This is a genomic window from Pseudomonas sp. PH1b (assembly GCF_000633395.1).
Classification (GTDB): Bacteria; Pseudomonadota; Gammaproteobacteria; order Pseudomonadales; family Pseudomonadaceae; genus Aquipseudomonas.
The window spans coordinates 39,390-64,060 of sequence record NZ_AYMU01000014.1; the positions used below are offsets into that span (position 1 = coordinate 39,390).

A 24,671-nucleotide genomic window follows, 5' to 3' on the forward strand; every position below is an offset into this window, starting at 1 on the left:
TTGGAGCTTGGTTACACAAGGTTTCCCGACTGGTGGCCGACCGGTCACGCCGGTATGCTTGAGCCCATTACGCCGCTCGTTGGCAGCGGTCCATGTTTGAGGAGTCCCTGTGGAGTTTATCGCCGAATACGCCAGTTTCCTGGCCAAGACTGTGACCCTGGTGGTCGCCATCCTGGTGGTGCTGATCACCGCCGCTGCGCTGCGCAGCAAGGGCCGGCGCAAGGGTGTGGGGCAGTTGCAGGTCAGCAAGCTGAATGATTTCTACAAGGACCTGCGCGAGCGCCTGGAGCAGAGCCTGCTGGACAAGGATCAGCTCAAGGCCCTGCGCAAGGCCAAGAGCAAGGCGGAAAAGAGCCAGAAGAAGCAGAAGAAACAACCGGCCGAGGTCAAGCCACGGGTCTTCGTGCTGGACTTCAATGGCGACATCAAGGCCTCGGCCACCGAAGGCCTGCGCCACGAAATCACTGCCCTGCTGAGCCTGGCCACGCCCAAGGATGAAGTGGTGCTGCGTCTGGAGAGCGGTGGCGGCATGGTCCACAGCTACGGGTTGGCCTCGTCGCAGCTGGCGCGTATCCGCCAGGCCGGAGTGCCGCTGACGGTGTGCATCGACAAGGTGGCGGCCAGCGGCGGCTACATGATGGCTTGCATCGGCGAAAAGATTATCAGCGCGCCGTTCGCCATCCTCGGCTCCATTGGCGTGGTGGCCCAGTTGCCCAACGTCAACCGCCTGCTGAAGAAGCACGACATCGATTTCGAGGTGCTCACCGCTGGTGAGTACAAGCGCACCCTGACGGTGTTTGGCGAAAACACCGAGAAGGGCCGGGAGAAGTTCCAGGAAGACCTGGACGTCACCCACCAGCTGTTCAAGAACTTCGTCTCCCGCTATCGCCCGCAACTGGCCATTGATGAAGTGGCCACCGGTGAAGTCTGGCTGGGGGTGGCGGCGCAGGAAAAGCTGCTGGTGGACGAGTTGCAGACCAGCGACGAATACCTGGCGGACAAGGCCAAGAACGCTGAGGTCTTCCACCTGCACTATGCCGAGCGCAAGAGCCTGCAGGAGCGGGTAGGGCTGGCGGCCAGCGGTTCCATCGACCGCGTGCTGCTGACCTGGTGGAGTCGCCTGACCCAGCAGCGCTTCTGGTAACCCCGCGGGCCTTGTAGAAGCCGGTTTCGTAGGAGCTGGCTTTGTAGGAGCTGGCTTGCCAGCGAATGAGGTCGCAAGGTTTGTGCAAGGTTCGAAGGCCCCTTCGCCGGCAAGCCGGCTCCTACGGAGAGTGCGTCGTTTGTGGGCCTGGGCTGTAGGAGCTGGCTTGCCAGCGAAGGCGGTCGCAAGGTTTGTGCAAGGTTCGAGGGCCGCTTCGCCGGCAAGCCGGCTCCTACGGGGAGTGCGTCGTTTGTGGGGCTGTGCTGTAGGAGCTGGCTTGCCAGCGAAGGCGGTCGCAAGGTTTGTGCGAGGTTCGAGGGCCTCTTCGCCGGCAAGCCGGCTCCTACGGGAGTGCGTCGTTTGTGGGGCTGTGCTGTAGGAGCTGGCTTGCCAGCGAAAGCGGTCGCAAGGCTTGTACAAGGTTCGACGGCCTCTTCGCCGGCAAGCCGGCTCCTACGGTCGGTCGGAGGCAGAGGCGGATACAAAAAAGCCCTGAAGCGGTTTCCCGCTTCAGGGCTTTTTGTTGGCACCAGGGTTTAGCGACGACGGAACAGCGGCAGCGGTTCGTCGGTGGCGGCCTGGTAGGTCACCGAGAAGTCCTTGAGGCTTTCCAGGGCTTCGTAGGGGTCCTTGTCGGCCCGCAGCGCGTAGGCATCGAAGCCGCAGCGATGCAGGTAGAACAACTGGTCGCGCAGTACGTCGCCAATGGCTCGCAACTCGCCCTTGTAGCCGTAGCGGTCACGCAGCAGGCGGGCGTTGGAGTAGTTGCGGCCATCGGTGAAGGCCGGGAAGTTCAGGGCTATCACCTGGAACTGCTCGACGTCGTCACCGATTTCTTCGGCTTCTTCGTCCGCATCCAGCCACACGCCGAGGCCGCCATCGCGGGCCTTGAGGGCATGAGCGTGCTCGCGCCACAGGGCCAGCGGCACGATCAGGTCGTCGCAGTTGGAGATGCCGTCGAGGGTCGCGTCCTTGGGCAGCAGGTGCCAGGTTTCGTCGATGACCTCGTTGTTCTTAATGATTCGCTGCATAGACGCGCTCCTTGAAGAGGTCGATGCCAATACGTTGATAGGTGTCGATGAAGCGTTCGTCTTCGGTACGTTGTTCCACGTACACGTCGATCAGCTTCGAGATCACGTCGGGCATGGCTTCCTGGGCGAAGGACGGGCCGAGGATCTTGCCCAGGCTGGCGTCGCGGCTGGCGCTGCCACCCAGGGACACCTGGTAGAACTCCTCGCCTTTCTTGTCGACCCCGAGGATGCCGATGTGGCCCACGTGGTGGTGACCGCAGGCGTTCATGCAACCGGAGATGTTCAGGTCCAGCTCGCCGATGTCGAACAGGTAGTCCAGGTCGTCGAAACGGCGCTGGATGGATTCGGCAATCGGGATCGACTTGGCGTTGGCCAGGGAGCAGAAGTCGCCGCCCGGGCAGCAGATGATGTCGGTCAAAAGGCCGATGTTCGGCGTGGCGAAGCCGTTCTCCCGCAACTCGCCCCACAGGGTGAACAGTTGGCTCTGCTCGACGTCGGCAAGGATGATGTTCTGCTCGTGGGAGGTGCGCAGCTGGCCGAAGCTGTAACGGTCGGCCAGGTCGGCGATGGCGTCGAACTGCTTGTCGGTGACGTCCCCCGGCGCTACGCCAGTGGGCTTGAGCGACAGGGTCACGGCTACATAGCCCGGCTTCTTGTGGGCCAGGGTGTTGCGCACGCGCCAACGGGCGAAGCCCGGGTGCTCTTTGTCCAGGGCCGCGAGTTCTGCGTCCTGGCTGGGCAGGGTCTTGTAGTCCGGGTCGACGAAGTGCTTGGCCACCCGGTGCACTTCGGCATCGGTGAGGGTGGTCTGGCCACCCCGCAGGTGGGCCATTTCCGCCTCGACCTTCTCGGCGAACACTTCGGGGGTCAGGGCCTTGACCAGGATCTTGATCCGCGCCTTGTACTTGTTGTCGCGACGGCCATAGCGGTTGTAGACCCGCAGGATGGCGTCGAGGTAGCTTAACAGGTCCCGCCACGGCAGGAACTCGTTGATGAACGCGCCGACCACCGGGGTACGGCCCAGGCCGCCACCCACCAAGACCCGGAAGCCCAGCTCGCCGGCGGCGTTGTACACCGGCTCCAGGCCGATGTCATGGACTTCGATGGCCGCGCGGTCGGAGGTCGAGCCATTGATGGCGATCTTGAACTTGCGCGGCAGGTAGGCGAATTCAGGGTGGAAGGTGGTCCATTGACGGACGATCTCGCACCACGGACGCGGGTCGATCAACTCGTCGGCAGCAACACCGGCGAACTGGTCGGTGGTGACGTTGCGCAGGCAGTTGCCGCTGGTCTGGATGGCGTGCATCTGCACGGTGGCCAGCTCGGCGAGGATGTCCGGGATGTCTTCCAGGGCCGGCCAGTTGAACTGCACGTTCTGCCGGGTACTGATGTGGGCGTAGCCCTTGTCATAGTCGCGGGCGATCTTGGCCATCATCCGCGCCTGGCGCGAGGTCAGTTGGCCGTAAGGCACGGCGACCCGCAGCATCGGGGCAAAACGTTGGATATAGAGGCCATTCTGCAGGCGCAGGGGGCGGAATTCTTCTTCGCTCAGCTCGCCTGCCAGATAGCGTCGGGTCTGATCACGGAACTGCTTGACGCGGTCCTCGATGATCCGCTGATCGTACTCGTCGTATACGTACATATAGGTCCAGTTCTCAGGCTACAGGTGGCGCACAAGCGGCACTTGGCAAATACTGCGGTGAACGTCTTCTACGCGGTGCCTGGGCCTGATCGACCCGGCTTGGCTGCCGGTTTCACCTCGTCCTGCCTTCGTTTTCGCTCAACGCCACCCATGTCAGCAAATCTGCGCGCACGGCCGCGCACTCCGATCGGAGCCGCCGAACGATACCAGCTTGCGGTTATGCGCAAAAGTGAAGTTTTAGTATATGCAAAGAACCAAAACGACTAACGGTAGGGGGTTGTGAGTGCCCACATTTGTGATGGGGGCAATCCTGGGCTTAACTGTGGGCGTGTCTTTAGAGCAGTCACCGAAAAATCCAATTAGAGGCGATGCTATGACTCATCCAACCAAAGTGAGGAAAAGCGACAGCAGTGTTGATGCTTGGGCCATTCTCTTTCTGATCATACTGGTCGTGGGTACGGCCGTGTTTTGGGTCAGCCACCAGTAGTTAAGTGAATAAAAGAGCCTGGATTGTCGGACAATCATGACAATTTGCCGTCATTGGCCAGTATTTTGCCCGTTATACTGCCTGGGTTAATTCTGGGGCTCTTCTCGTCATGTTCAAGGTGCTGTGCAGGTGTGTGTTTTGGCTGAGTCTGCCGTTCTGGACGGTGGCTCAGGCGACATCGGTGGTGTTTCTCAATCCCGGCAACTCGACGGAAACCTTCTGGGTCAGCTACTCGCACTTCATGCAGGCCGCCGCCCGCAGCCTGGACATGGACTTGAGCATTCTCTATTCCGAGCGTGACCCGCAAAAGACCCTGGAGCAGGCTCGCGAGCTGTTCCAGAGCGCGCAGAAGCCCGATTACCTGATCCTGGTGAACGAGCAGTACATCGCGCCGCAAATCCTGCGTTTGTCCCAAGGCTCCGGAATCAAGCTGTTTATCGTCAACAGCCCCTTGACCCTGGACCAGCGCGAATTGATCGGCCAAAGCCAGCACATCTACGCCGAGTGGTTCGCCAGCATGGTGGGCGATGACGAGGAGGCCGGCTACCAGATGCTCAAGGAGCTGCTGCGCAAGCACGGCCCTGTGCCCGAAGGCCAGACCCTCGATCTGCTGGCGTTCTCCGGCCTCAAGGTCACGCCCTCGGCGCAACTGCGCGAGCAGGGCCTGCACCGGGCCCTGGCCGAGCACCCCGAGGTGCATTTGCGCCAGCTGGTCTATGGCGAGTGGAACCGCGAGCGAGCCTACCGGCAGGCGGAACAGTTGCTCCGGCGTTATCCGCAAACACAGCTGATCTGGTCGGCCAACGATGAAATGGCCCTGGGGGCGATGGAGGCTGCCCGGGAGGTGGGGCGCAAGCCGGGCGTGGATCTGCTTTTCAGCGGAGTCAACAGTTCGCCGGAGGCCTTGCGGGCGTTTATCGACGGGCAATTGTCAGTGCTGGTGGCCGGGCACTTCACCCTCGGTGGCTGGGCCATGGTGGTGATTCACGATGATGCCCTGGGGCTGGATGCCCGGCGTTTGGGCGGTCCGAACTGGCAGTTGTCGCTGTTCCAGGCACTGACCCGTACCCAGGCTCAGCAATTGCTGGAAAAGGGTGATCAGATCGGGGCCCGGTTCGATTTTCGCGGGCTGTCCGGCCAAGGCAAGCCGGACAGCTACCGCTATCCCTTCGGATTGCAGCTACTGCTGCGATAACGCCGGTTCAGACTCCCGCCAGGTGCATCGCCAGCTTGGCAATGCCCAGCAGCACCAGGACGAAGAGGGTGGTGAACAGGATGCCCAGCACAATGAAGTGGCTGGGCTTGCCGTGGCTGAAGTCGCGGGCGCGGTTCTTCCCGCTCTGTACGCCGAAGGCGGCGGCCAGCACGCTTTGCAACATCTGCAGGAAGGTCGGAGGCTGATTGTCCTTGCTTGGATCGTCCATAAATCCCTCGACACGGTGGAGTGTCAACAGAGCATAGACAATGCCGCCGCTGATGGCGGGCTAGTGTCGGAGCTGGCTTGCCAGCGAAGAAGCCTCGATCGAGGACCGCCTTCGCCGGCAAGCCGGCTCCTACAGAACCCGGGTCAGTTGTCGTAACCCAGGTTTGGTGCCAGCCAGCGCTCGCTCACGGCCAGGTCCTGGCCCTTGCGCGCGGTGTAGCTCTGCACCTGGTCCTGGTCGACCTTGCCCACGGCGAAGTACTGCGCCTGGGGGTGGGCGAAGTACCAGCCGCTGACCGCCGCCGCCGGGAACATGGCGAAGTGTTCGGTGAGGAACACGCCGCTGCGGCCGGCACGGCCTTCGGATGCCTCGGGGTCGAGCAGGGCGAACAGGGTGCTCTTCTCGGTGTGATCGGGGCAGGCCGGGTAGCCCGGGGCCGGACGGATGCCGCTGTACTGCTCCTTGATCAGCGCCTCGTTGTCCAGCTCTTCGTCCTTGGCATAACCCCAATAGTCTTTGCGCACCTGCTGGTGCAGCCACTCGGCGCAGGCCTCGGCCAGGCGGTCGGCCAGGGCCTTGACCATGATCGAGTTGTAGTCGTCGCCGGCGTCCTGGTAGGCCTTGGCCACCTCTTCGGCGCCGATCCCGGCGGTGGTGATGAAGCCGCCAACGTAGTCGGTGATGCCGCTGTCCTTGGGTGCGACGAAGTCCGCCAGGGAGAAGTTCGGCTTGCCGTCGGTCTTGATGATCTGCTGGCGCAGGTGATGCAGGCGCGCCAGTGGCTGGCCGTCGTCACCATAGACTTCCAGGTCGTCGTCCTGCACCTGGTTGGCCGGCCAGAAGCCGAACACCGCGCGGGCGCTGATCAGCTTCTCGTCGATCAGCTTGTCGAGCATCTCCCGGGCGTCCTTGTACAGCGCGGTAGCGGCTTCGCCCACCACTTCGTCGTCGAGGATGCGCGGGAACTTGCCGGCCAGGTCCCAGGAGATGAAGAACGGCGTCCAGTCGATGTACTCGGCCAGTACCTTGAGGTCGATATTGTCCAGTACCCGGGCGCCGGTGAAGGTTGGCTTGACCGGCTGGTAGCTGCTCCAGTCGAACTGCGGCTTCTTGGCGATGGCCGCGGCGTAGCTCAGGCGCTCGGTGCGGGCGCTGCGGTTGGCGGTGCGCTCGCGCACCTCGACGTATTCCTCGCGGGTCTTGTCGACGAAGCCGGCCTTGAGTTCCTTGGACAGCAGCTGGGTGGCCACGCCCACGGCGCGCGAGGCGTCGGTCACATAGACCACCGCATCATTGCTGTACTTGGGTTCGATCTTCACCGCGGTGTGGGCCTTGGAGGTGGTGGCACCACCGATCATCAGCGGCAGGTGGAAATCCTGGCGCTGCATTTCCCGGGCGACATGGACCATCTCGTCCAGGGACGGGGTGATCAGCCCGGACAGGCCGATGATGTCGCACTTCTGCTCCTTGGCCACCTGGAGGATCTTCTCCGCCGGCACCATGACCCCGAGGTCGACGATGTCATAGCCGTTGCAACCGAGCACCACGCCGACGATGTTCTTGCCGATGTCGTGCACGTCGCCCTTGACCGTGGCCATGAGGATCTTGCCCTTGGCTTCCGGCTTGTCGCCTTTCTCCAGTTCGATGAAGGGGATCAGGTGAGCCACCGCCTGCTTCATCACCCGGGCGGATTTCACCACCTGGGGCAGGAACATCTTGCCCGCGCCGAACAGGTCGCCGACCACGTTCATGCCGGACATCAGCGGGCCTTCGATCACTTCGATCGGGCGGCTGAAGCTCTGGCGCGATTCTTCGGTGTCTTCGACGATGTGGGTGGTGATGCCCTTGACCAAGGCATGCTCCAGGCGCTTGTTGACTTCCCAGCTGCGCCATTCCTCGGTTTCCGCTTCCTTGACGCTGCCGTCGCCCTTGAACTGGTCGGCGATGGCCAGCAGCGCATCGGTGCCGTTCGGCGTGCGATTGAGCACCACGTCTTCCACCGCATCACGCAGCTGTTGCGGGATCTGATCGTAGATCTCCAGCTGGCCGGCGTTGACGATGCCCATGGTCAGGCCGTTGCGGATCGCATACAGCAGGAACACCGAGTGGATCGCCTCGCGCACCGGGTTGTTGCCGCGGAACGAGAACGACACGTTGGACACGCCACCGGAGCTCAGGGCGTAGGGCAGCTCGTCGCGGATGTAGGCGCAGGCGTTGATGAAATCAACCGCGTAGTTGTTGTGTTCCTCGATGCCGGTGGCCACGGCGAAGATGTTCGGGTCGAAGATGATGTCTTCCGGCGGGAAGCCCACTTCGTTGACCAGGATGTCGTAGGAGCGCTTGCAGATTTCCTTCTTGCGCGCCTCGGTGTCGGCCTGGCCGACCTCGTCGAAGGCCATCACCACCACGGCAGCGCCGTAGCGCTTGCACAGCTTGGCGTGGTGGATGAACTGCTCGACGCCTTCCTTCATGCTGATGGAGTTGACGATGCCCTTGCCCTGGATGCATTTGAGGCCGGCTTCGATCACTTCCCATTTGGAGGAGTCGATCATGATCGGCACCCGGGAGATGTCCGGTTCGCCGGCAATCAGGTTGAGGAAGGTGATCATCGCCTTCTTCGAATCCAGCATGCCCTCGTCCATGTTGATGTCGATCACCTGGGCGCCGGCTTCCACCTGCTGCAGGGCGACTTCCAGGGCCTCGGTGTAGTTGTCCTCGCGGATCAGCCGGGCGAATTTCGCCGAACCGGTGATGTTGGTCCGCTCGCCGACGTTCACGAACAGCGAGTTGCGATCGATGGTGAAGGGTTCCAGGCCCGACAGGCGGCAGGCCTTGGGGATCTCCGGGATCTGCCGCGGGGCGTAGCCGGCCACGGCCTTGGCGATGGCGCCGATGTGCCCCGGGGTGGTGCCGCAGCAGCCGCCGACGATGTTGAGGAAGCCGCTCTGGGCGAACTCCTCGATGACCTTGGCGGTTTCTTCCGGCAGTTCGTCGTACTCGCCGAATTCGTTGGGCAGGCCGGCGTTGGGGTGGGCCGAGACGTGGGTGCTGGCCTTGTTCGACAGCTCTTCCAGGTAAGGGCGCAGTTCACGGGCGCCCAGGGCGCAGTTCAGGCCCACCGAGATCGGCTTGGCGTGGGCCACGGAGTTCCAGAAGGCTTCGGTGGTCTGCCCGGACAGGGTGCGGCCGGAGGCGTCGGTGATGGTCCCGGAAATCATGATCGGCAACTCGATGCCCAGTTCCTCGAACACGCCCTGCACGGCGAAGATCGCCGCCTTGGCGTTCAAGGTGTCGAAGATGGTCTCGATCAGGATCAGGTCGGCGCCGCCCTCGATCAGGCCCTTGGTGGCCTCGGTGTAGTTTTCCACCAGTTCATCGAAGGTGACGTTGCGGTAGCCGGGGTTGTTGACGTCCGGCGACAGCGAGCAGGTGCGGCTGGTCGGGCCCAGGACGCCGGCGACGAAACGTGGTTTGTCCGGGTTCTCCTGGGTCTTGGCGTCGGCCACCTTGCGTGCCAGTCGTGCGCCCTCTACGTTTAATTCGTAGGCCAGTTCTTCCATGCCGTAATCGGCCATGGAAATGCGCGTGGCGTTGAAGGTGTTGGTTTCCAGGATGTCGGCGCCGGCATCCAGATAGGCTTTTTCGATGCCACCGATCACGTCCGGACGGGTGATCACCAGCAGGTCGTTGTTGCCCTTGACGTCGCTGGGCCAGTCGGCGAAACGCTTGCCACGGTAGTCCTGTTCTTCGAGCTTGTAGCTCTGGATCATGGTGCCCATGCCGCCATCGAGAATCAGGATGCGCTCTTTGAGGGCTTGTTGAAGAGCATGGAGGCGAGCACTGCGATCAGACATGAGAACTACCCGGTAAGGCCATTACGAAGGGCGTGGATCATAGCAAACCTGCATGGTTTTGCAGCATGGCCGGTTTTTGCATGAATATCGCTCATGTTGGCCGGCGGGCCAGACCGGTAGAATCGCGGCGTTTTTCATTTTCGGGACCAGGGACATGCCGTATCGTTTTGTCGTCAGCAGCGTGGTGCTGCTTTTCAGTTCACTGTGCATGGCGCAAGGTCCGGCGCCGGTGATTTCCTACACCCGTGATGTCCAGCCGATCTTTACCGAGAAGTGCGTGGCCTGCCATGCCTGCTACGACTCCGCCTGCCAGCTCAACCTGGGCAGTGGCGAGGGAGCTGCTCGCGGTGCCTCGAAGATCCCGGTGTATGACGGCGAACGCAGCAAGGCCCAGGCCCCCACGCGGCTGTTCTACGACGGATTCGGCAAGGCCGCCTGGCAGCGCCAGGGTTTCTATTCGGTACTCGATGCCCAGGGCAGCCAGGCCGCGCTGATGGCGCGGATGCTGGAGCTCGGGCACCGCACCCCGCTGCAACCCAACGCCAAGCTGCCCAGCGAGATCGTGCTGGGCCTGAATCGCGAGAACATGTGCGCTCAGCCTGCCGAGTTTGACGGTTACGCCAGCGCCCATCCCAAGGAAGGCATGCCCCTGGCGGTGACCGGCCTGACCGACCAGCAGTACCAGACCTTGCAGCGCTGGCTGGCCTCGGGCGCGCCGATCGATGAGCAGGGCCTGGCCCCCAGCGCCCGTGAAGCGTTGCAGGTGAGCCAGTGGGAAAACCTGCTCAACGCCCCCGGCGCCCGGGAAAGCCTGGTGGCGCGCTGGCTCTATGAGCACCTGTTCCTGGCCCACCTCTATTTCGAGGGGGGCGAGCCGGGCCACTTCTTCCAGTGGGTACGTTCGCGGACCCCCAGCGGCCAGCCGATCGACCTGATCAACACCCGTCGCCCCAACGACGATCCGGGCACCCAGGTCTACTACCGCCTGTGGCCGGTGCAAGGGGTGATCGTGCACAAGACCCACATCACCTACCCGCTGAGCGCGGCGAAGATGGCCCGGGTCAAGACCCTGTTCTACAGCGGCGACTGGCAGGTCACTGCGTTGCCGGGCTACGGCCCGGGTCGCCGGGCCAACCCGTTCGAGACCTTCGAGGCGATCCCGGCCAAGGCCCGCTACCAGTTCATGCTGGATAACGCGGAATACTTCGTGCGCACCTTTATCCGCGGCCCGGTGTGCCGCGGGCAGATCGCTACCGACGTGATCCGCGACAACTTCTGGGCATTGTTCCAGGCGCCGGAACACGACCTCTACATCACTGATCCGGCGTATCGCGGCCAGGCCACGCCGCTGCTGGCCATGCCTGGGCAGAACGACGATGTCGGCAGCGTGCTGGGCCTGTGGTTGTCCTACCGCGACAAGCGCAACGAGTACGAGGTCCTGCGCCGTGACTCCTATGCCGATGCTCCAGCGCCCAGTTGGTCGACCCTGTGGGCCGGCAACGACAACGCGCTGCTGAGCATTTTCCGTCACTTCGACAGCGCCTCGGTGACCAAGGGCCTGATCGGTGAAGTGCCGCAGACGATGTGGCTGTTCGACTACCCGCTGCTGGAGCGCACCTACTATCAATTGGCGGTGAACTTCGATGTGTTCGGCAACGTCTCGCACCAGGCCCAGACCCGGCTGTACTTCGACCTGATCCGCAATGGCGCGGAGCAGAACTTCCTGCGCCTGATGCCCGCCGGCACCCGCGAGGATTTCCTCGACGATTGGTACCAGAACAGCGGCAAGTTCAAGATGTGGCTGGATTACGAGTCCATCGACGACGACAAGCGCAGTGCTCTCAAGCTTGACCTCAAGGACCCGAAAAAGGATTTCGCCAACCAGTTGCTGGCCCGCTATGGCGACCTCAACGCCAAGCCGGACCCGATCAACCGCTGTGACAGCGCCTACTGCTCGCGACCCAATATCGACCCGGCGCTGCAGGATGCCGAACAGGCCCTGAGCCGCCTGGCGTCGCGTCCGGCAGCGGGGCTCAAGGTCATCGACCAGTTACCGGAAACGACCTTGCTGCGGATCCAGACCCTGAGCGGCAAGCGCGAGTTCTACAGCATGATGCGCAACCGCGCCCACAGTAACGTGGCCTTCATGCTTGGCGAATCCTTGCGCTACCAGCCAGGCCTGGACACCCTGACCATTTACCCGGGCATTCTCAGCAGCTATCCGAACTTCATGTTCAACGTTCCGGCCGAGCAGGTGCCGGATTTTGTCCAGGCCATGCAGCAAGCCCGCGATGGCGCGAGTTTCGAGAAAGTGGTGGAGCGCTGGGGCATTCGTCGCAGTCACCCGCAGTTCTGGCAGTACTTTCACGATCAGACCCGCTATCTGCAGGAAACCGATCCGATAGAAGCGGGTGTCCTGGACATGAACCGCTACGAAAACCTCTGATAGACCGCCGTTGTCCGCCCACGGGCCGCTGCTGGCGGGGTCGTGGGCGGCCCCTACCAAGGTCTATCCCGACAAAAATACTAGGACTTTGTCAGCGGCGTCGATTGGCGTAAACTGCGCCCACGTCTGCGAGGAACCACCATGAGCGCCATAACCATTACCGACGCCGCCCACGATTATCTGGCTGATCTGCTATCCAAGCAGAACACCCCGGGGATTGGCATCCGCATTTTCATCACCCAGCCAGGGACTCAGTACGCCGAGACCTGCATCGCCTACTGCAAGCCGGGCGAAGAGAAACCCGAAGACAAGGCCCTGGGCCTGAAGAGTTTCACCGCCTACATCGACGCCTTCAGCGAAGGTTTCCTCGATGATGCGGTTGTCGACTACGCCACCGATCGCATGGGCGGCCAATTGACCATCAAGGCGCCCAACGCCAAGGTGCCGATGGTCAATGCCGACAGCCCGATCAACGAGCGGATCAACTACTACCTGCAAACCGAGATCAACCCGGGTCTGGCCAGCCATGGCGGCCAGGTCAGCCTGATCGAGGTGGTGGAGGATGGCATTGCCGTCTTGCAGTTCGGCGGTGGTTGCCAGGGTTGCGGCCAGGCCGATGTGACCCTGAAGGAAGGCATCGAGCGCACCTTGCTTGAGCGCATCCCCGAGCTCAAGGGCGTCCGTGACGTCACTGACCACACGCAGAAAGAAAACGCCTACTACTAAGGCGTTCGCTGCGACTTGAAAAAACGGCGCCCCGTGAGCGCCGTTTTTTTATGCCTGCAAGCCGGCTCCTCCCCCCAAAAAACGTCTTCCGTAGGAGCCGGCTTGCCGGCGAATGGGCCCTTGAGCCCTGCACCGATACCGAAGACGCCTTCGCTGGCAAGCCAGCTCCTACAAGGTGTCAGGTGCGGCAATGATGGGCGGCGCCCAACCTCGCAGGAGCCGGCTTGCCGGCGAATAGGTCCTTGAGCTCTGCACCGATACCGAGAACGCCTTCGCTGGCAAGCCAGCTCCTACAAGGCGTCAGGCACGGCAATGAAGGGAGGCGCGCAACCTCGTAGGAGCCGGCTTGCCGGCGAATGGGCCCTCGAGCCTTGCACCGATACCGAGACCGCCTTCGCTGGCAAGCCAGCTCCTACGGGCCAACTCCTGCGGGTGGGCGCTTGGGCTCAGGGGCGGTAGAGGTGGGCGTGCCCGGCGCGGTACAGCGAGGATTCGCTGAATGCATCGGTGGCCAGCACCCGGCCCACCAGGATCAGTGCCGTGCGCCGGAAGCCCTTGGCCGCCACCTGATCGATGATGTCCGCCAGGGTTCCCAGGGCCCAGTCCTGATCCGGCCAGGTGGCCCGGTGCACCACGGCAATCGGGCAGTCGGCGCCGTAGTGCGGCAGCAGTTCGGCGACGATCTTCGGTAGGTGATTGACCCCCAGGTGGATCGCCATGGTCGCGCCATGGGCCGCCAGGCTGGCGAACTCCTCGCCGGCCGGCATCGCTGTCTTGTCGGCGTAGCGGGTGAGAATCACGCTCTGGGACACGTCCGGCAGGGTCAGTTCGGCCCCCAGCAACGCGGCGCAGGCGGCGGTGGCGGTGACCCCGGGGATGATCTCGAAGGCAATGCCCAGCTCCCGCAGGCAGCGGATCTGCTCGCCGATGGCGCCGTACAGGCTCGGGTCGCCGGAATGCACCCGGGCCACATCCTGGCCCTGGTCATGGGCTTGCTTGATCACTTCGATGATCTGTTCCAAGTGCAGTTCGGCGCTGTTGACCAGCCGTTCGGCGTGATGCCCTTCAAGTACCGCCTGGGGCACCAGGGAGCCGGCGTAGATGATCACCGGGCAACGCTGGATCAGGCGCAGGCCCTTGACGGTGATCAATTCGGGGTCGCCGGGGCCGGCACCGATGAAGTAGACAGTCATGGCTGTTTCCTGTGAAAAAAAGGCGGTAGCGCCGCTTCAGATGAAGATTGCTCATGATCGAGGGCGGGGATTATCGGCGATTCTACCGGCAGGCGGCCAATGCCAGGGTGGCCTGGGCGTATTTCTGGCGGGGCACCCAGAGCCTGGCGGGCTGCTGATGCAGGTGCTCGGCCAGGGCCAGGGCGGCGCTTTCGGCCACGCCGTAGCAGCCGGTACGCTCGAAGGCGATCTGCGAGCGATGGCTCAGGCGCAGGGCGTAGGGGGCGAGCTGACTGCTGCTGAAACAGGTCAGCGGCAGTTCCAGTTGCTCCGCCAGTTGCAGCAGGCCGGGCTCGTTGCGCTTGAGGTCGATGCTGGCCAGGGCCAAGACCTGCGCGGTCTGCAACTGGTGTGCCGCCAGGACCTGGTCGAGCAAGGCGCGCAGCGTGGTCACCGGGCAGCCTTTCTGGCAACCCAGGCCGACCACCAGGGTCGGCGCTGCGCTTGAATCACTCATGCCGAGTACGGGTCCGCACCCTTGCGCCGGAACAGCCAGGCGCTGATCAGCCCCAGCGCCAGCCAGAACGCGGCGTTGGTCAGTTGCGAGGCGATCTTGAACTGCGCTTCCAGGGCTTCGGGAGCCAGCATGGAGTGCACTTCCGGCTGTGGCGCGCCGATCACATGGGGGACGGCGATGATGGCCGCACCCAGGATCTTCAGCAGCCAGTTCTGGGCGAACACGATCAGCGCGATGCCCACGGCGGTGGAGGCGGCGGTGCCGACCCACCAGACCTGGCGCTGCACCAGATCGGCGGCTGCGGTGCCCGGCAATTCCGGTGGCAGCCCCAGGGTGGGCGCCAGGCAGAAGGTGGCGTAGCCGGCCAGGCCCCAGAGCAGCCCCTGGGAGGTGCGGTTAGGTGCGCGCAGGGTGTAGAGCCCGGCCAGCATCAGGGCAAAACCCACTGCCACCACCAGGTTGCCGCCGGTGGTGGACAGCACGCGCTGCCAGCCGTCTTCCGGTTCCCAGGCTTCGGCGTCGTGGCTATGCCCGGCCATGGCGCCCTCGGCGTGTTCATGGACTTCGGCCGCGGGGGCCTTTTCATAGGTTTCCGCCTGGAGGATCAACGGGGCGACCCAGAAGCTTTGCAGCAGGGTCAGCAGCAGGGCGGCCAGCAGCCCGGTGAAACCTGCGGTTTGCGCGATACGCTTGATCATCTCGGCAGGCCTCAGTGGCAAGGGAACGCGGCGCTGTGGCGGGTATCGTGGGCAGCGTTGTGCACCGCTTCGATATGGGAGAAACCGGCGAAGTACACCAGGCACGCGCCCAGGATCGAGGCACCGATGGCGGCCACCAGGCGCTGGCTCAGGGTGGAGGTGCTGGTGGTGGTATGGCTGGTGCTGCTGATGATCGACATGGCGCTTCCCTTTGGAGTGTCGGCGGGGAGCGGCGCAGGAAAACCCCGCGTGACGGCCACGCAGGGTTTGCAACAGCGCCCGCCCACCGCGGGTTTGTTATCTGTGTGTTGCGGGCCGGTCTCCGGGCTTGCGAGGGGCAGGGCAGTGTCATGCCGTGCCGGCAAGTGTCGCCTTCCCATGCCTTGGCACAGTGGATTCGACACTTCGCTCGCTTACCGTTGCGGGGGCAGCACCGGACTGGTCACGACTTTGTAGTAAAGCACGTGATTCACCGGTTTCCCGTTTCACCCTGTGAAGGGCACCCGTAACAAGGCGCGTAGCAAATCATGGGCGGGGCAGGGGCGTCAATTGCCATGAACGCAGGCGCAGGTGCCGGCTGGTCGGCGCATTGCCGATTGACCGTCTCCCGCGCTCTGCGTAGCCTTGCGCCTTCGAGGTTCTTCGGCCAGGGGTCGAAGCTAAGAAGGGAACGCGGTCGATGCCGCGGCTGCCCCCGCAACTGTGAAGGGTTTGATTGCTGCAAGGCCACTGCACGAGCGTCGACGACGCCGGCGGGAAGGCGCAGCAAGCGCCGGTGCCAACGACCGGCCAGCCCTCAGCCAGGAGACCTGCCTCGATCCAAGATTCTCACTACAACCGGGCGGGGTGATCCGGTGGCGAAATCTCCGTGCGCCTGGCGCTGCGGCTCTCGTCCCGTTTGCCCACCTGCTTTGCCAAAAGGGCATCCGATGAAAACACTGGCCAAACTCCCTGTCACCATCGTCACCGGCTTCCTTGGCTCGGGCAAGACCACCTTGCTGCGGCACATGCTGGACAACGCCCAGGGCCGGCGCATTGCAGTGATCGTCAACGAATTCGGCGAGCTGGGCATCGACGGCGAGATCCTCAAGCAGTGCTCCATCGGCTGCACCGAGGAAGAGGCCAGCGGCCGGGTCTACGAGCTGGCCAACGGCTGCCTGTGCTGCACCGTGCAGGAAGAGTTCTTCCCGGTGATGCGTGAACTGGTGGCGCGCCGCGGCGACCTGGACCACATCCTCATCGAAACCTCCGGCCTGGCCCTGCCCAAGCCCCTGGTCCAGGCCTTCCAGTGGCCGGAAATCCGCAGCGCCTGCACCGTCGACGCAGTGATCACTGTGGTCGACAGCCCGGCGGTGGCCGCCGGCACCTTCGCCGCCTTCCCCGACCAGGTGGACGCCCAGCGCAAGCTCGACCCCAACCTGGACCACGAATCGCCCCTGCATGAGCTGTTCGCCGACCAGCTGTCCAGCGCCGACCTGGTGATCCTCAACAAGACCGACCTGATCAGCCCCGAAGACCTGGCCAAGGTCCGCCTGGAAGTGGCCGAGGAGCTGCCGCCGGCGGTCAAGGTCATCGAAGCCAGCAGCGGGCGCCTGCCCCTGGACGTGCTGCTGGGCGTGGGAGCCGGCTCCGAGGAACACATCGACAGCCGCCACAGCCACCACGACCATCACCACGACGGCGATGACGATCACGACGACCATGATCACGATGCCTTCGACTCGATCTCCATCGAACTGCCGCAAGCCGATGAAAGCCTGCTGCTGGATGCCCTGACCCAGCTGGTGGTCAAGCACGGCATCCTGCGGGTCAAGGGGTTCGCTGCCATCCCCAACAAGCCGATGCGCCTGTTGATCCAGGGCGTGGGCACCCGTTTCGACAAGCACTTCGACCGCAAGTGGGGCGCCGATGAGGCCCGCACCACGCGCCTGGTGCTGATCGGCCAGGAACTGGACGCCGCCCAGCTGGAAGCCCAGCTGCGCGCTGCCCTCAGCGTCTAAGCCATGCACCTGCTCAGGACCCAGCCCGGCGGTTTCGTGTCGGATGACAACATTGCCGACCTGGGACAAACCCCCGCCGAGCTGGTGATCCTGTGCAGCGGCGACTCCAGCCTGGCGCTGCTGGCGGACGCCGCCGAGCAGCTGCCCGCGGACTACCCCAGCTTTCGCCTGGCCAACCCGATGCAGGTGCAGAACCACGCCTCGGTGGACCTGTATGTGGACCAGGTGCTGCGCCACGCCAAGGTCATCCTGATTTCCCTGCACGGCGGCATCGCCTACTGGCGCTACGGCGTCGAGCAGTTGGTGGAACTGTCCCAGCGCGGGGTGCAATTGATCCTGGTGCCGGGTGACGATCGCCCGGACCCGGAGCTCAGCGACTTGAGCACGGTTGCTGCCAGCGAACGCGACCGCCTGTGGCAGTTTTTGCGCCAGGGCGGGCGCGACAACGCGCTGAATTTCTACCGCTGCCTGGCCAGCGGCCTGTTGGCGCGCGACTACCCCTGGAGCGAACCGCAGACCCTGCCGCGCACGGCGATCTACCACCCGCACAAAAGCCAGGCCGCCCTTTGCGACTGGCAGGCCGACTGGCAGGAGGGACAAGCGGTGGCGGCGCTGCTGTTCTACCGCTCCCACCTGCAGGCGGCCAACACCGGCTTTATCGACCTGTTCTGCCAGCGCTTGCTGGCGGCGGGCCTCAACCCCTTGCCCATAGCGGTGGCCAGCCTCAAGGAGCCCGGTTGCCTGAGCCAGGTGGAAGACTGGCTGGATGAAACCGCGGCCGCGGTGATCCTCAATACCACCGGCTTTGCCCAGTCCAGCCCCGAAGCCCCGCACCTGCGGCCGTTTCGTCGCAATATCCCGGTGATCCAGGCGATCTGCGCCCAGGACAACGAACCGGGCTGGCGGGACAGCGAGCAGGGCCTGGGCCCCCGGGACCTGGCCATGCACATCGCCCTGCCGGAACTGGACGGACGGATCATCAGCCGGCCCATCAGCTTCAAGGACCTGGCCTGGCGCAGCGAGCGCAGCCAGTCGGACGTGGTCTGCTACCGCGGCCAGCCCGAACGCATGGATTTCGTCGCCCAGCTGGCGCGGCGCTGGGTCGAGCTGGGGCGCCTAGACAACGGCCAGAAACGCATCGCCCTGGTGCTGGCCAACTACCCGACCCGGGATGGTCGCATCGGCAATGGCGTCGGTCTGGACACCCCGGCCGCGGCATTGAACATCCTCAAGGCCCTGCACGCCGAAGGCTATCCGCTGCCTGCCGAACTGCCGGCCAGCGGCACCGAGCTGATCCGGCAGTTGCTCGGCGGGGTCAGCAATGACCTGGACAGCCTCGACCAGCGCCCCTGCCAGCAGAGCCTGGCCCTGGACGAGTACCTGGCGCTGTTCCAGGCGTTGCCCGAGGCCAACCGGGAAGCCTTGCTGGAACGCTGGGGCCCGCCGCAGCAGGACCCGATGTACCGCGACGGGCGGATGATGATCGCCGGCCTGCGCTTTGGCCTGACGTTCGTCGGCATCCAGCCGGCCCGGGGTTACCAGGTGGACCCCAGCGCGGTGTACCACGACCCGGACCTGGTGCCGCCCCACGGCTACCTGGCCTTCTACTTCTGGCTGCGCCAGACCTACGGCGCCCATGGGGTGATCCACGTCGGCAAGCACGGCAACCTGGAATGGCTGCCGGGCAAGGGCGTTGGCCTTTCCGAGCAATGCTGGCCCGATGCGCTGCTGGGGCCGCTGCCGAACATCTACCCGTTCATCGTCAACGATCCGGGGGAGGGCGCCCAGGCCAAGCGTCGCACCCAGGCGGTGATCATCGACCACCTGATGCCGCCCCTGACCCGCGCCGAAACCTACGGCCCGCTGCGCAACCTGGAACTGCTGGCAGACGAATACTACGAAGCCCAGTTGCTCGACCCACGGCGGGCCCGGGAGCTGCAGCGGGACATTCTCAAGCTGGTGCGCGAGACCCACATCGACCGCGAACTGCAGCTCGGTGAACAGCTCGACAGCGACGCCGATGCGGCGATCTGGCTGCCGCGCCTGGACACCTACCTGTGCGACCTCAAGGAATCGCAGATCCGTGATGGCCTGCATGTGTTCGGTGAGTCCCCCGAGGGGCGCTTGCGCATCGACACGTTGCTGGCCCTGCTGCGCATTCCCCGGGGTGACGGCAAGGGCCCGCACGCCAGCCTGCTGCGGGCTCTGGCCAAGGCCTTCGAGCTGGGGTTCGACCCGCTGGACTGTGCCCTTGCCGAGCCCTGGACCGGCCGCCGCCCGCAACCCCTGCAAGCCCTCGACGGCGCCCTGTGGCGCACCGCCGGCGATACCCGCGAGCGCCTGGAGCTCTACGCTGGCCAGTTGATCGAGGCGGCGCTGCAGGGCCCGCTGGCGCAGTTGCAGCAACCCGGCTGGGAGCCGGTGCAGATCATTGTCGAGGCGCTGCGGGAGGTCGTGGCGCCGCGCCTGGATGCTTGCGGCCCGGCAGAAATGCACGGCCTGCTGGATGCCTTGAGCGGGCGCTTCGTTCCCGCCGGCCCCAGCGGTGCCCCCAGCCGCGGGCGCCTGGATGTGCTGCCCACCGGGCGCAACTTCTACTCGGTGGACGTGCGCAACCTGCCCACCACCACTGCCTGGCGCATCGGTTTCCAGTCGGCCAACCTGATCCTCGAACGCCACCTGCAGGACCACGGCGACCACCTGCTGCAACTGGGCCTGTCGGTGTGGGGCACGGCCACCATGCGCACCGGCGGCGACGATATCGCCCAGGCCATGGCGCTGATGGGCGTGCGCCCGGTGTGGGCCACCGGCAGCCAGCGGGTGGACGACTTCGAGATCCTGCCCCTGAGCCTGCTGGACCGGCCCCGGGTCGACGTGACCCTGCGGGTGTCCGGGTTCTTCCGCGACGCCTTCGCCAACCTGATCCGCCTGTTCGACGCCGCGGTGCAAGCGGTGGCCGCCCTCGACGAACCCGAAGAGTTGAACCCCCTGGCCGCCCGAGTTCGCGCCGAGCGTGCAGCCCTGGCGGCCTCCGGCCTGGATGCCGAGGCGGCGGCGCGCCAGGCCGGCTGGCGGATCTTCGGCGCCAAGCCCGGGGCCTATGGCGCCGGAGTCCAGGGTGCGATCGACGGCCGCTTGTGGCAGAGCCGAGAGGACCTGGCCGAGGTCTACCTCAACTGGGGCGGCTACGCCTACGGCGGCAGCGACGAAGGCACCGCCGCCCGCGAGCAGTTCGCCACGCGCCTCGCCCGGGTGCAGGCGGTGTTGCAGAACCAGGACAACCGCGAGCACGACCTGCTCGATTCCAACGACTACTACCAGTTCCAGGGCGGCATGCTGGCGGCGGTGGAAAGCCTCAGCGGGGCCAAGGCCGCCAGCTACCACGGCGACCACAGCCAGCCGGACCTGCCGAAGATCCGCAGCCTCAAGGAAGAGCTGAACCGGGTGATCCGCTCCCGGGCGGCCAACCCGAAGTGGATCGAAGGGGTCAAGCGCCATGGCTACAAGGGCGCCTTCGAAATGGCGGCGACCCTGGACAACCTGTTTGCCTTCGACGCCACCACCGAGCTGATCGATGATCACCAATACGCCTTGCTGGCCGACGCCTACCTGCTGGATGACTCGACCCGCGAGTTCGTCCGCCAGCATAATCCCCACGCCCTGCGGGACATGACCGAGCGCTTGCTGGAGGCCCAGCAGCGTGGCCTGTGGCAGGAGCCCGGCGATTACCGCGAGGCCCTGGAAAACCTGCTGCTGGATATTGAAGAAGATTCCTGAGGCGTGCTGTGCACTCGATCGCGAGCAAGCTCGCTCCTACAACGGCAATGCGCTACCTGTAGGAGCGAGCTTGCTCGCGAAAGCCTCTCCCGGACACCCCCGACCCGACCCAAGCGAGACCCCGACATGAGCGACACCCCACATTTCCCGCTGTCCGCCGTGGTCGGCGCCGATGCCCTGAAACTGGCGCTGTGCCTGACCGCCATCGACCCGAAGATCGGCGGCGTACTGATCGAAGGGCCCCGGGGCATGGCCAAGTCGACCCTGGCCCGGGGCCTGGCGGATCTCTTGGCCAGCGGGCCGTTCGTCACCTTGCCCCTGGGCGCCACCGAGGAGCGCCTGGTGGGCACCCTGGACCTGGACGCCGCCCTGGGCCAGGGCCGGGCGCAGTTCTCTCCCGGGGTGCTGGCCAAGGCCGATGGCGGGGTGCTGTATGTCGATGAGGTCAACCTGCTGCCCGATCACCTGGTGGACCTGCTGCTGGACGTGGCGGCCAGCGGCACCAACCTGATCGAGCGCGACGGCATTTCCCACCGTCACTCGGCCAAGTTCGTGCTGATCGGCACCATGAACCCGGAGGAGGGCGAACTGCGCCCGCAACTGCTTGACCGCTTCGGCCTCAACGTGGCCTTGAGCGGCCAGACCGCGCCCCTGGAGCGGGGGCAGATCATTCGCCGGCGGCTGGATTTCGACAGTGACCCCGAAGGCTTCTGCGCCCAGTGGGCCGAGGCCCAGGCCGCACTGCGCGAGCGTTGCCAGCAGGCGCGAGGCGCCCTGCCGAACATCCCGCTGGACGATCAGGCCCTGGCGCTGATCACCGAGCGCTGCTTTGCCGCTGCCGTGGACGGCCTGCGCGCCGACCTGGTGTGGTTGCGGGCGGCCCGGGCCCACGCTGCCTGGCGTGGCGCCAGCGCCATCGCCGAGGAAGATATCGACGCCGTGGCCGAGTTCGCCTTGCGCCACCGCCGCCGAGAGAATGCGCCCAGTGCCCCTCCAGCAGGGCAAAGCCCCCAGGCCCCGGCCCCGAATAATGCCCAGCCCAGCGAAGGCCAGGGGCAATGGGGCGAAATGCCGGCCCAGGCCCTGCCCACGGGGGCTCGTCGTGAAGTGCCGAGCTGGCCAAAAAAGCCCTAGGCATCCGTCCCCGGTCTGACGCGGGGGCGGATGCCAGGCCCCGTGCGGGGCACCTGAACCACGGCAGGCAAGGTCGCAGCCGCAGTGCCGGCCAAGGCCGGATCAATTGGCCGGGCACCTTGCTCAAGGGCCGGCCACATCAGCGCGAAGACCTGCTGTTTCAACTGCGCAGTCGTTCGCCCCATGAACTGTGGCTGGTGATAGTCGACGCCTCGGCATCGACCCGCCGGCACAATGCCTTGAGCGATGCCAAGGGCTTGCTGGCGCAACTGTTCGACGATGCCTACCGCCAGCGCGCGCGCCTGGCGCTGCTGACCGCCAGCGGCCGCGCCCCGCATTGGCAAGTGCAGGGCCTGAAGGCTTCCAAGGACCTGCGGCACTGGCTTGACGGCCTGGGGGCCGGCGGCGGCACGCCGCTGTCACAGGCCCTGCACGAAGCCGCGCACTGGCTGGAGCAGCGTCAGCGGCGGCTGCCGGCGGAACAGCAACGGCTGTTGCTGATCACCGACGGGCGCTTGAAAACCTTGCCAGCCCTGGCCCCCTTGTACTGTCCGACCCTGCTGATCGATATCGAGCGCGGCCCGATCCGCCTGGGACGGGCCCGCGATCTGGCGACTCTCCTCAACGCTGGCTACCAGCACCTCGACGTCCATACGCCCTGACGACCTCCCCGACACACCGCACATCCCCCGTAGGAGCTGGCTCGCCAGCGAAGGCGTCCGCAAGGACAGCGCAAGACTCAAGGGCCTCTTCGCCGGCAAGCCGGCTCCTACAAGAACGACGCCGCTGTCGCGCCAGCTGTAGGAGCTGGCTCGCCAGCGAAGGCGTCCGCAAGGACAGCGCAAGACTCAAGGGCCTCTTCGCCGGCAAGCCGGCTCCTGCACCGGGCGAGGCTGTTGTTGTCTGCAGTGGGGCGGGAAGCGGCTACGCTTTGCGCTGTCTTTCACAGGAGTGACTTCATGCGTGTACTGGTGCGTAACGATAAGGACGATTTTCGGGTCAAGGCCTATGCCGGAACCAACGGGGTGCTGCTGGCCATGGACCTGGATGCGTCGCGGCGCCAGGGGCTGCTGGGGTTTGCCATCGAAAAACAGACCGGTAGCAAACCCTGGCTGTTTCTGTTCAACAGCCTGACTTTCCCCGGCAAGCCCCACACCTTTCCCCAGTACAACGCCACCCCCAGCGATCAGGCGCCGCTGCAGAAATTCCGCTGGGCCGACTACGCGGTCAACCCAGGCGCCACCCTCAACTACCGGGTGCACCTGGTCTATGGCAGCAGCGATGCGCCGCAACTGGGCGAGTCGTTGCTGCTGAGCCTCACCGCCGACAATGGCCAGCCCCCGGGGCAGCGGGTGATCTTCAACCGCGCGGTGGCCGCCAGCCAGGCGTTTTCCCGCAAGTTTCCCGAGTTGGACTCCCAGCTCAGTGGCAACAAGACCCTGCCCATCGAAGCCTGGCCGGACGCGGCGCGGCAGTGGCTGGAAAACGGCCTGCTGGAGCAATTGCTGGGCTTCATCCAGCGAGCGGTCGACAACAGTTGGTGCCTGGACATCGCCATCTACGAGTACCAGTTGCAGTCGATCATCGACGCGGTCAACGCCGCCTTCGATCGCGGCGTCCAGGTGCGGGTGCTGTACCACGCCGCCCCTGGCGATGCCGACACCACGATGAACCAGGCCAGCCTGCAGCACCTGCCCGAGGCCAACAAGCGCGGGCGGGTGACCCACGCGATCTTCCACGACAAGTTCATCGTCCTCAGCCGCCTCGACGCCAACGGCCAGCGCCAGCCCGGCGCGGTGCTCTGCGGCAGCACCAACTTCACCGCCAACGGGGTCTACCGGCAGGCCAACGTGGTTCATTGCCTCGACAACCCCGCGCTTGCCGCGCGCTACCTGCAGGTGTTCGAGCAGGTCTGGGCCAACCCCGCGGATGTGGGCAGTACCCGCAAATGGCTGACCCAGAACAACCCCATGCAAGCGGATGCCGCGTTGTTTGCCGGGTTCTCCCCACGCAGCGGCCAGGGCGACCTGAGCGAGTTCGTCGAGATCATCAACAGCGCCCGCCGCGACCTGCTGTTCGTCACCGCCTTCGCCTTGCCCGACAGCCTGCTCGATGCCTTGCTCGGCCAGCCCCATGACGATGTGCTGCGCTACGGCCTGCAGAACACCGCCAGCCGCATCACTGGCTTCCACGCCGACCGCAGCGCCGAGTTCGCCGCCACCGCCTTGCTCAACAACGGCCTGGAGGGCTGGCTCAAGGAAGGCCTCAAGGGCCAGAAGGGCAACCTGCTGGTGCACACCAAGGCCATCGTCACCGACTTCACCAGCGACGCGCCGGTGATCATCAGCGGCAGCCACAACCTCAGCGTCGGCGCCAGCCAGAGCAATGACGAGAACTTCCTGATCATCCGTGGCGACATGGATCTTGCGGACCGCTACGGCCTGGAACTGCTGCGTTTCTACGAGCATTACCGGTTTCGCTACTTCGCCAGGCAACTGGCCTTGAAACAGGTGCAGCCGCTGGCAGTGGATGACAGCTGGAGCGATGCCTATTACCTGGAGGGCGATCTGCGCCAGCTGTCACGGCTGCGCTTTTCCGGGCGTTGAGCGGGCACCGGCG

17 protein-coding genes and 2 riboswitches are annotated in these 24,671 nt (G+C 64.9%); of the genes, 9 read left to right on the forward strand and 8 right to left on the reverse strand.

Translation table 11 applies throughout. From position 1 onward, the window contains the following. Window positions 1–109 precede the first annotated feature (109 nt). Window positions 110–1,144, forward strand: a complete 1,035-nt coding sequence (sohB, locus tag U873_RS0122500; protein ID WP_025130383.1) for a protease SohB — start codon at window positions 110–112, stop codon at window positions 1,142–1,144. A 536-nt stretch (window positions 1,145–1,680) separates the two neighbouring features. On the opposite strand, the gene U873_RS0122505 is transcribed toward sohB, so the two are convergent. Together U873_RS0122505 and U873_RS0122510 are read right to left on the reverse strand one after the other, a co-directional pair. After that, entirely contained in the window at window positions 1,681–2,175 is a 495-nt protein-coding gene (locus U873_RS0122505) for a DUF934 domain-containing protein (RefSeq protein ID WP_011061942.1), read from the reverse strand. Further along, complete coding sequence (locus U873_RS0122510; protein ID WP_025130384.1) at window positions 2,159–3,817, reverse strand: nitrite/sulfite reductase; 1,659 nt, start codon at window positions 3,815–3,817, stop codon at window positions 2,159–2,161. Before U873_RS0122510 ends, U873_RS0122505 begins: the two co-directional genes overlap by 17 nt. Window positions 3,818–4,413: 596 nt before the next feature. Between U873_RS0122510 and U873_RS0122515 the strand changes: the two genes are divergently transcribed. Next, the gene (locus U873_RS0122515) at window positions 4,414–5,499 is read left to right on the forward strand and encodes an ABC transporter substrate-binding protein (protein WP_025130385.1); all 1,086 of its coding nucleotides are present in this window, start codon (window positions 4,414–4,416) and stop codon (window positions 5,497–5,499) included. Between the two features lie 7 nt (window positions 5,500–5,506). On the opposite strand, the gene U873_RS0122520 is transcribed toward U873_RS0122515, so the two are convergent. Both U873_RS0122520 and metH read right to left on the reverse strand, forming a co-directional pair. Continuing rightward, window positions 5,507–5,728, reverse strand: coding sequence for a DUF2970 domain-containing protein (locus U873_RS0122520; protein WP_025130386.1), 222 nt, complete (start codon window positions 5,726–5,728; stop codon window positions 5,507–5,509). Window positions 5,729–5,871: 143 nt separating this feature from the next. Beyond that, the gene (gene metH, locus U873_RS0122525) at window positions 5,872–9,582 is read right to left on the reverse strand and encodes a methionine synthase (RefSeq protein WP_025130387.1); all 3,711 of its coding nucleotides are present in this window, start codon (window positions 9,580–9,582) and stop codon (window positions 5,872–5,874) included. Window positions 9,583–9,736: 154 nt separating this feature from the next. Between metH and U873_RS0122530 the strand changes: the two genes are divergently transcribed. Both U873_RS0122530 and nfuA read left to right on the forward strand, forming a co-directional pair. After that, window positions 9,737–12,028, forward strand: a complete 2,292-nt coding sequence (locus tag U873_RS0122530; RefSeq protein ID WP_025130388.1) for a fatty acid cis/trans isomerase — start codon at window positions 9,737–9,739, stop codon at window positions 12,026–12,028. Window positions 12,029–12,169: 141 nt separating this feature from the next. Beyond that, entirely contained in the window at window positions 12,170–12,754 is a 585-nt protein-coding gene (nfuA, locus tag U873_RS0122535) for a Fe-S biogenesis protein NfuA (RefSeq protein ID WP_025130389.1), read from the forward strand. A gap of 446 nt (window positions 12,755–13,200) precedes the next feature. Here the strand turns inward: nfuA and cobM are convergent, their stop codons facing one another. From cobM to U873_RS0122555, 4 genes are all read right to left on the reverse strand, one after another. Next, window positions 13,201–13,947, reverse strand: coding sequence for a precorrin-4 C(11)-methyltransferase (gene cobM / locus U873_RS0122540; protein WP_025130390.1), 747 nt, complete (start codon window positions 13,945–13,947; stop codon window positions 13,201–13,203). Between the two features lie 82 nt (window positions 13,948–14,029). Continuing rightward, window positions 14,030–14,443: a cobalamin biosynthesis protein gene (locus tag U873_RS0122545; protein WP_025130391.1), complete on the reverse strand. Its 414-nt coding sequence runs from the start codon at window positions 14,441–14,443 to the stop codon at window positions 14,030–14,032. Continuing rightward, entirely contained in the window at window positions 14,440–15,141 is a 702-nt protein-coding gene (locus U873_RS0122550; protein ID WP_025130392.1) for a CbtA family protein, read from the reverse strand. The genes U873_RS0122545 and U873_RS0122550 overlap by 4 nt, the downstream gene beginning before the upstream one ends. Window positions 15,142–15,152: 11 nt before the next feature. Then, window positions 15,153–15,341 carry a CbtB-domain containing protein gene (locus U873_RS0122555; protein ID WP_025130393.1) on the reverse strand — a complete coding sequence of 63 codons (189 nt, stop codon included), beginning with the start codon at window positions 15,339–15,341 and terminating at the stop codon, window positions 15,153–15,155. 95 nt (window positions 15,342–15,436) lie between these two features. After that, window positions 15,437–15,663, reverse strand: a riboswitch (cobalamin riboswitch). Between the two features lie 96 nt (window positions 15,664–15,759). Then, window positions 15,760–15,973, forward strand: a riboswitch (cobalamin riboswitch). A 97-nt stretch (window positions 15,974–16,070) separates the two neighbouring features. Between U873_RS0122555 and cobW the strand changes: the two genes are divergently transcribed. The 5 genes from cobW (at window position 16,071) to U873_RS0122580 (ending at window position 24,658) form a co-directional block, all read left to right on the forward strand. Continuing rightward, window positions 16,071–17,141, forward strand: coding sequence for a cobalamin biosynthesis protein CobW (gene cobW / locus U873_RS0122560; RefSeq protein ID WP_025130394.1), 1,071 nt, complete (start codon window positions 16,071–16,073; stop codon window positions 17,139–17,141). Window positions 17,142–17,144: 3 nt separating this feature from the next. Further along, window positions 17,145–20,918 carry a cobaltochelatase subunit CobN gene (gene cobN / locus U873_RS0122565; RefSeq protein ID WP_025130395.1) on the forward strand — a complete coding sequence of 1,258 codons (3,774 nt, stop codon included), beginning with the start codon at window positions 17,145–17,147 and terminating at the stop codon, window positions 20,916–20,918. 126 nt (window positions 20,919–21,044) lie between these two features. Beyond that, complete coding sequence (locus U873_RS0122570; RefSeq protein ID WP_025130396.1) at window positions 21,045–22,052, forward strand: ATP-binding protein; 1,008 nt, start codon at window positions 21,045–21,047, stop codon at window positions 22,050–22,052. 53 nt (window positions 22,053–22,105) lie between these two features. After that, window positions 22,106–22,714, forward strand: a complete 609-nt coding sequence (locus U873_RS0122575; RefSeq protein ID WP_025130397.1) for a VWA domain-containing protein — start codon at window positions 22,106–22,108, stop codon at window positions 22,712–22,714. 297 nt (window positions 22,715–23,011) lie between these two features. Then, window positions 23,012–24,658 (forward strand): phospholipase D-like domain-containing protein, encoded by a 1,647-nt coding sequence (locus U873_RS0122580; RefSeq protein ID WP_025130398.1) that lies wholly within the window; start codon window positions 23,012–23,014, stop codon window positions 24,656–24,658. Window positions 24,659–24,671: the final 13 nt, after the last annotated feature.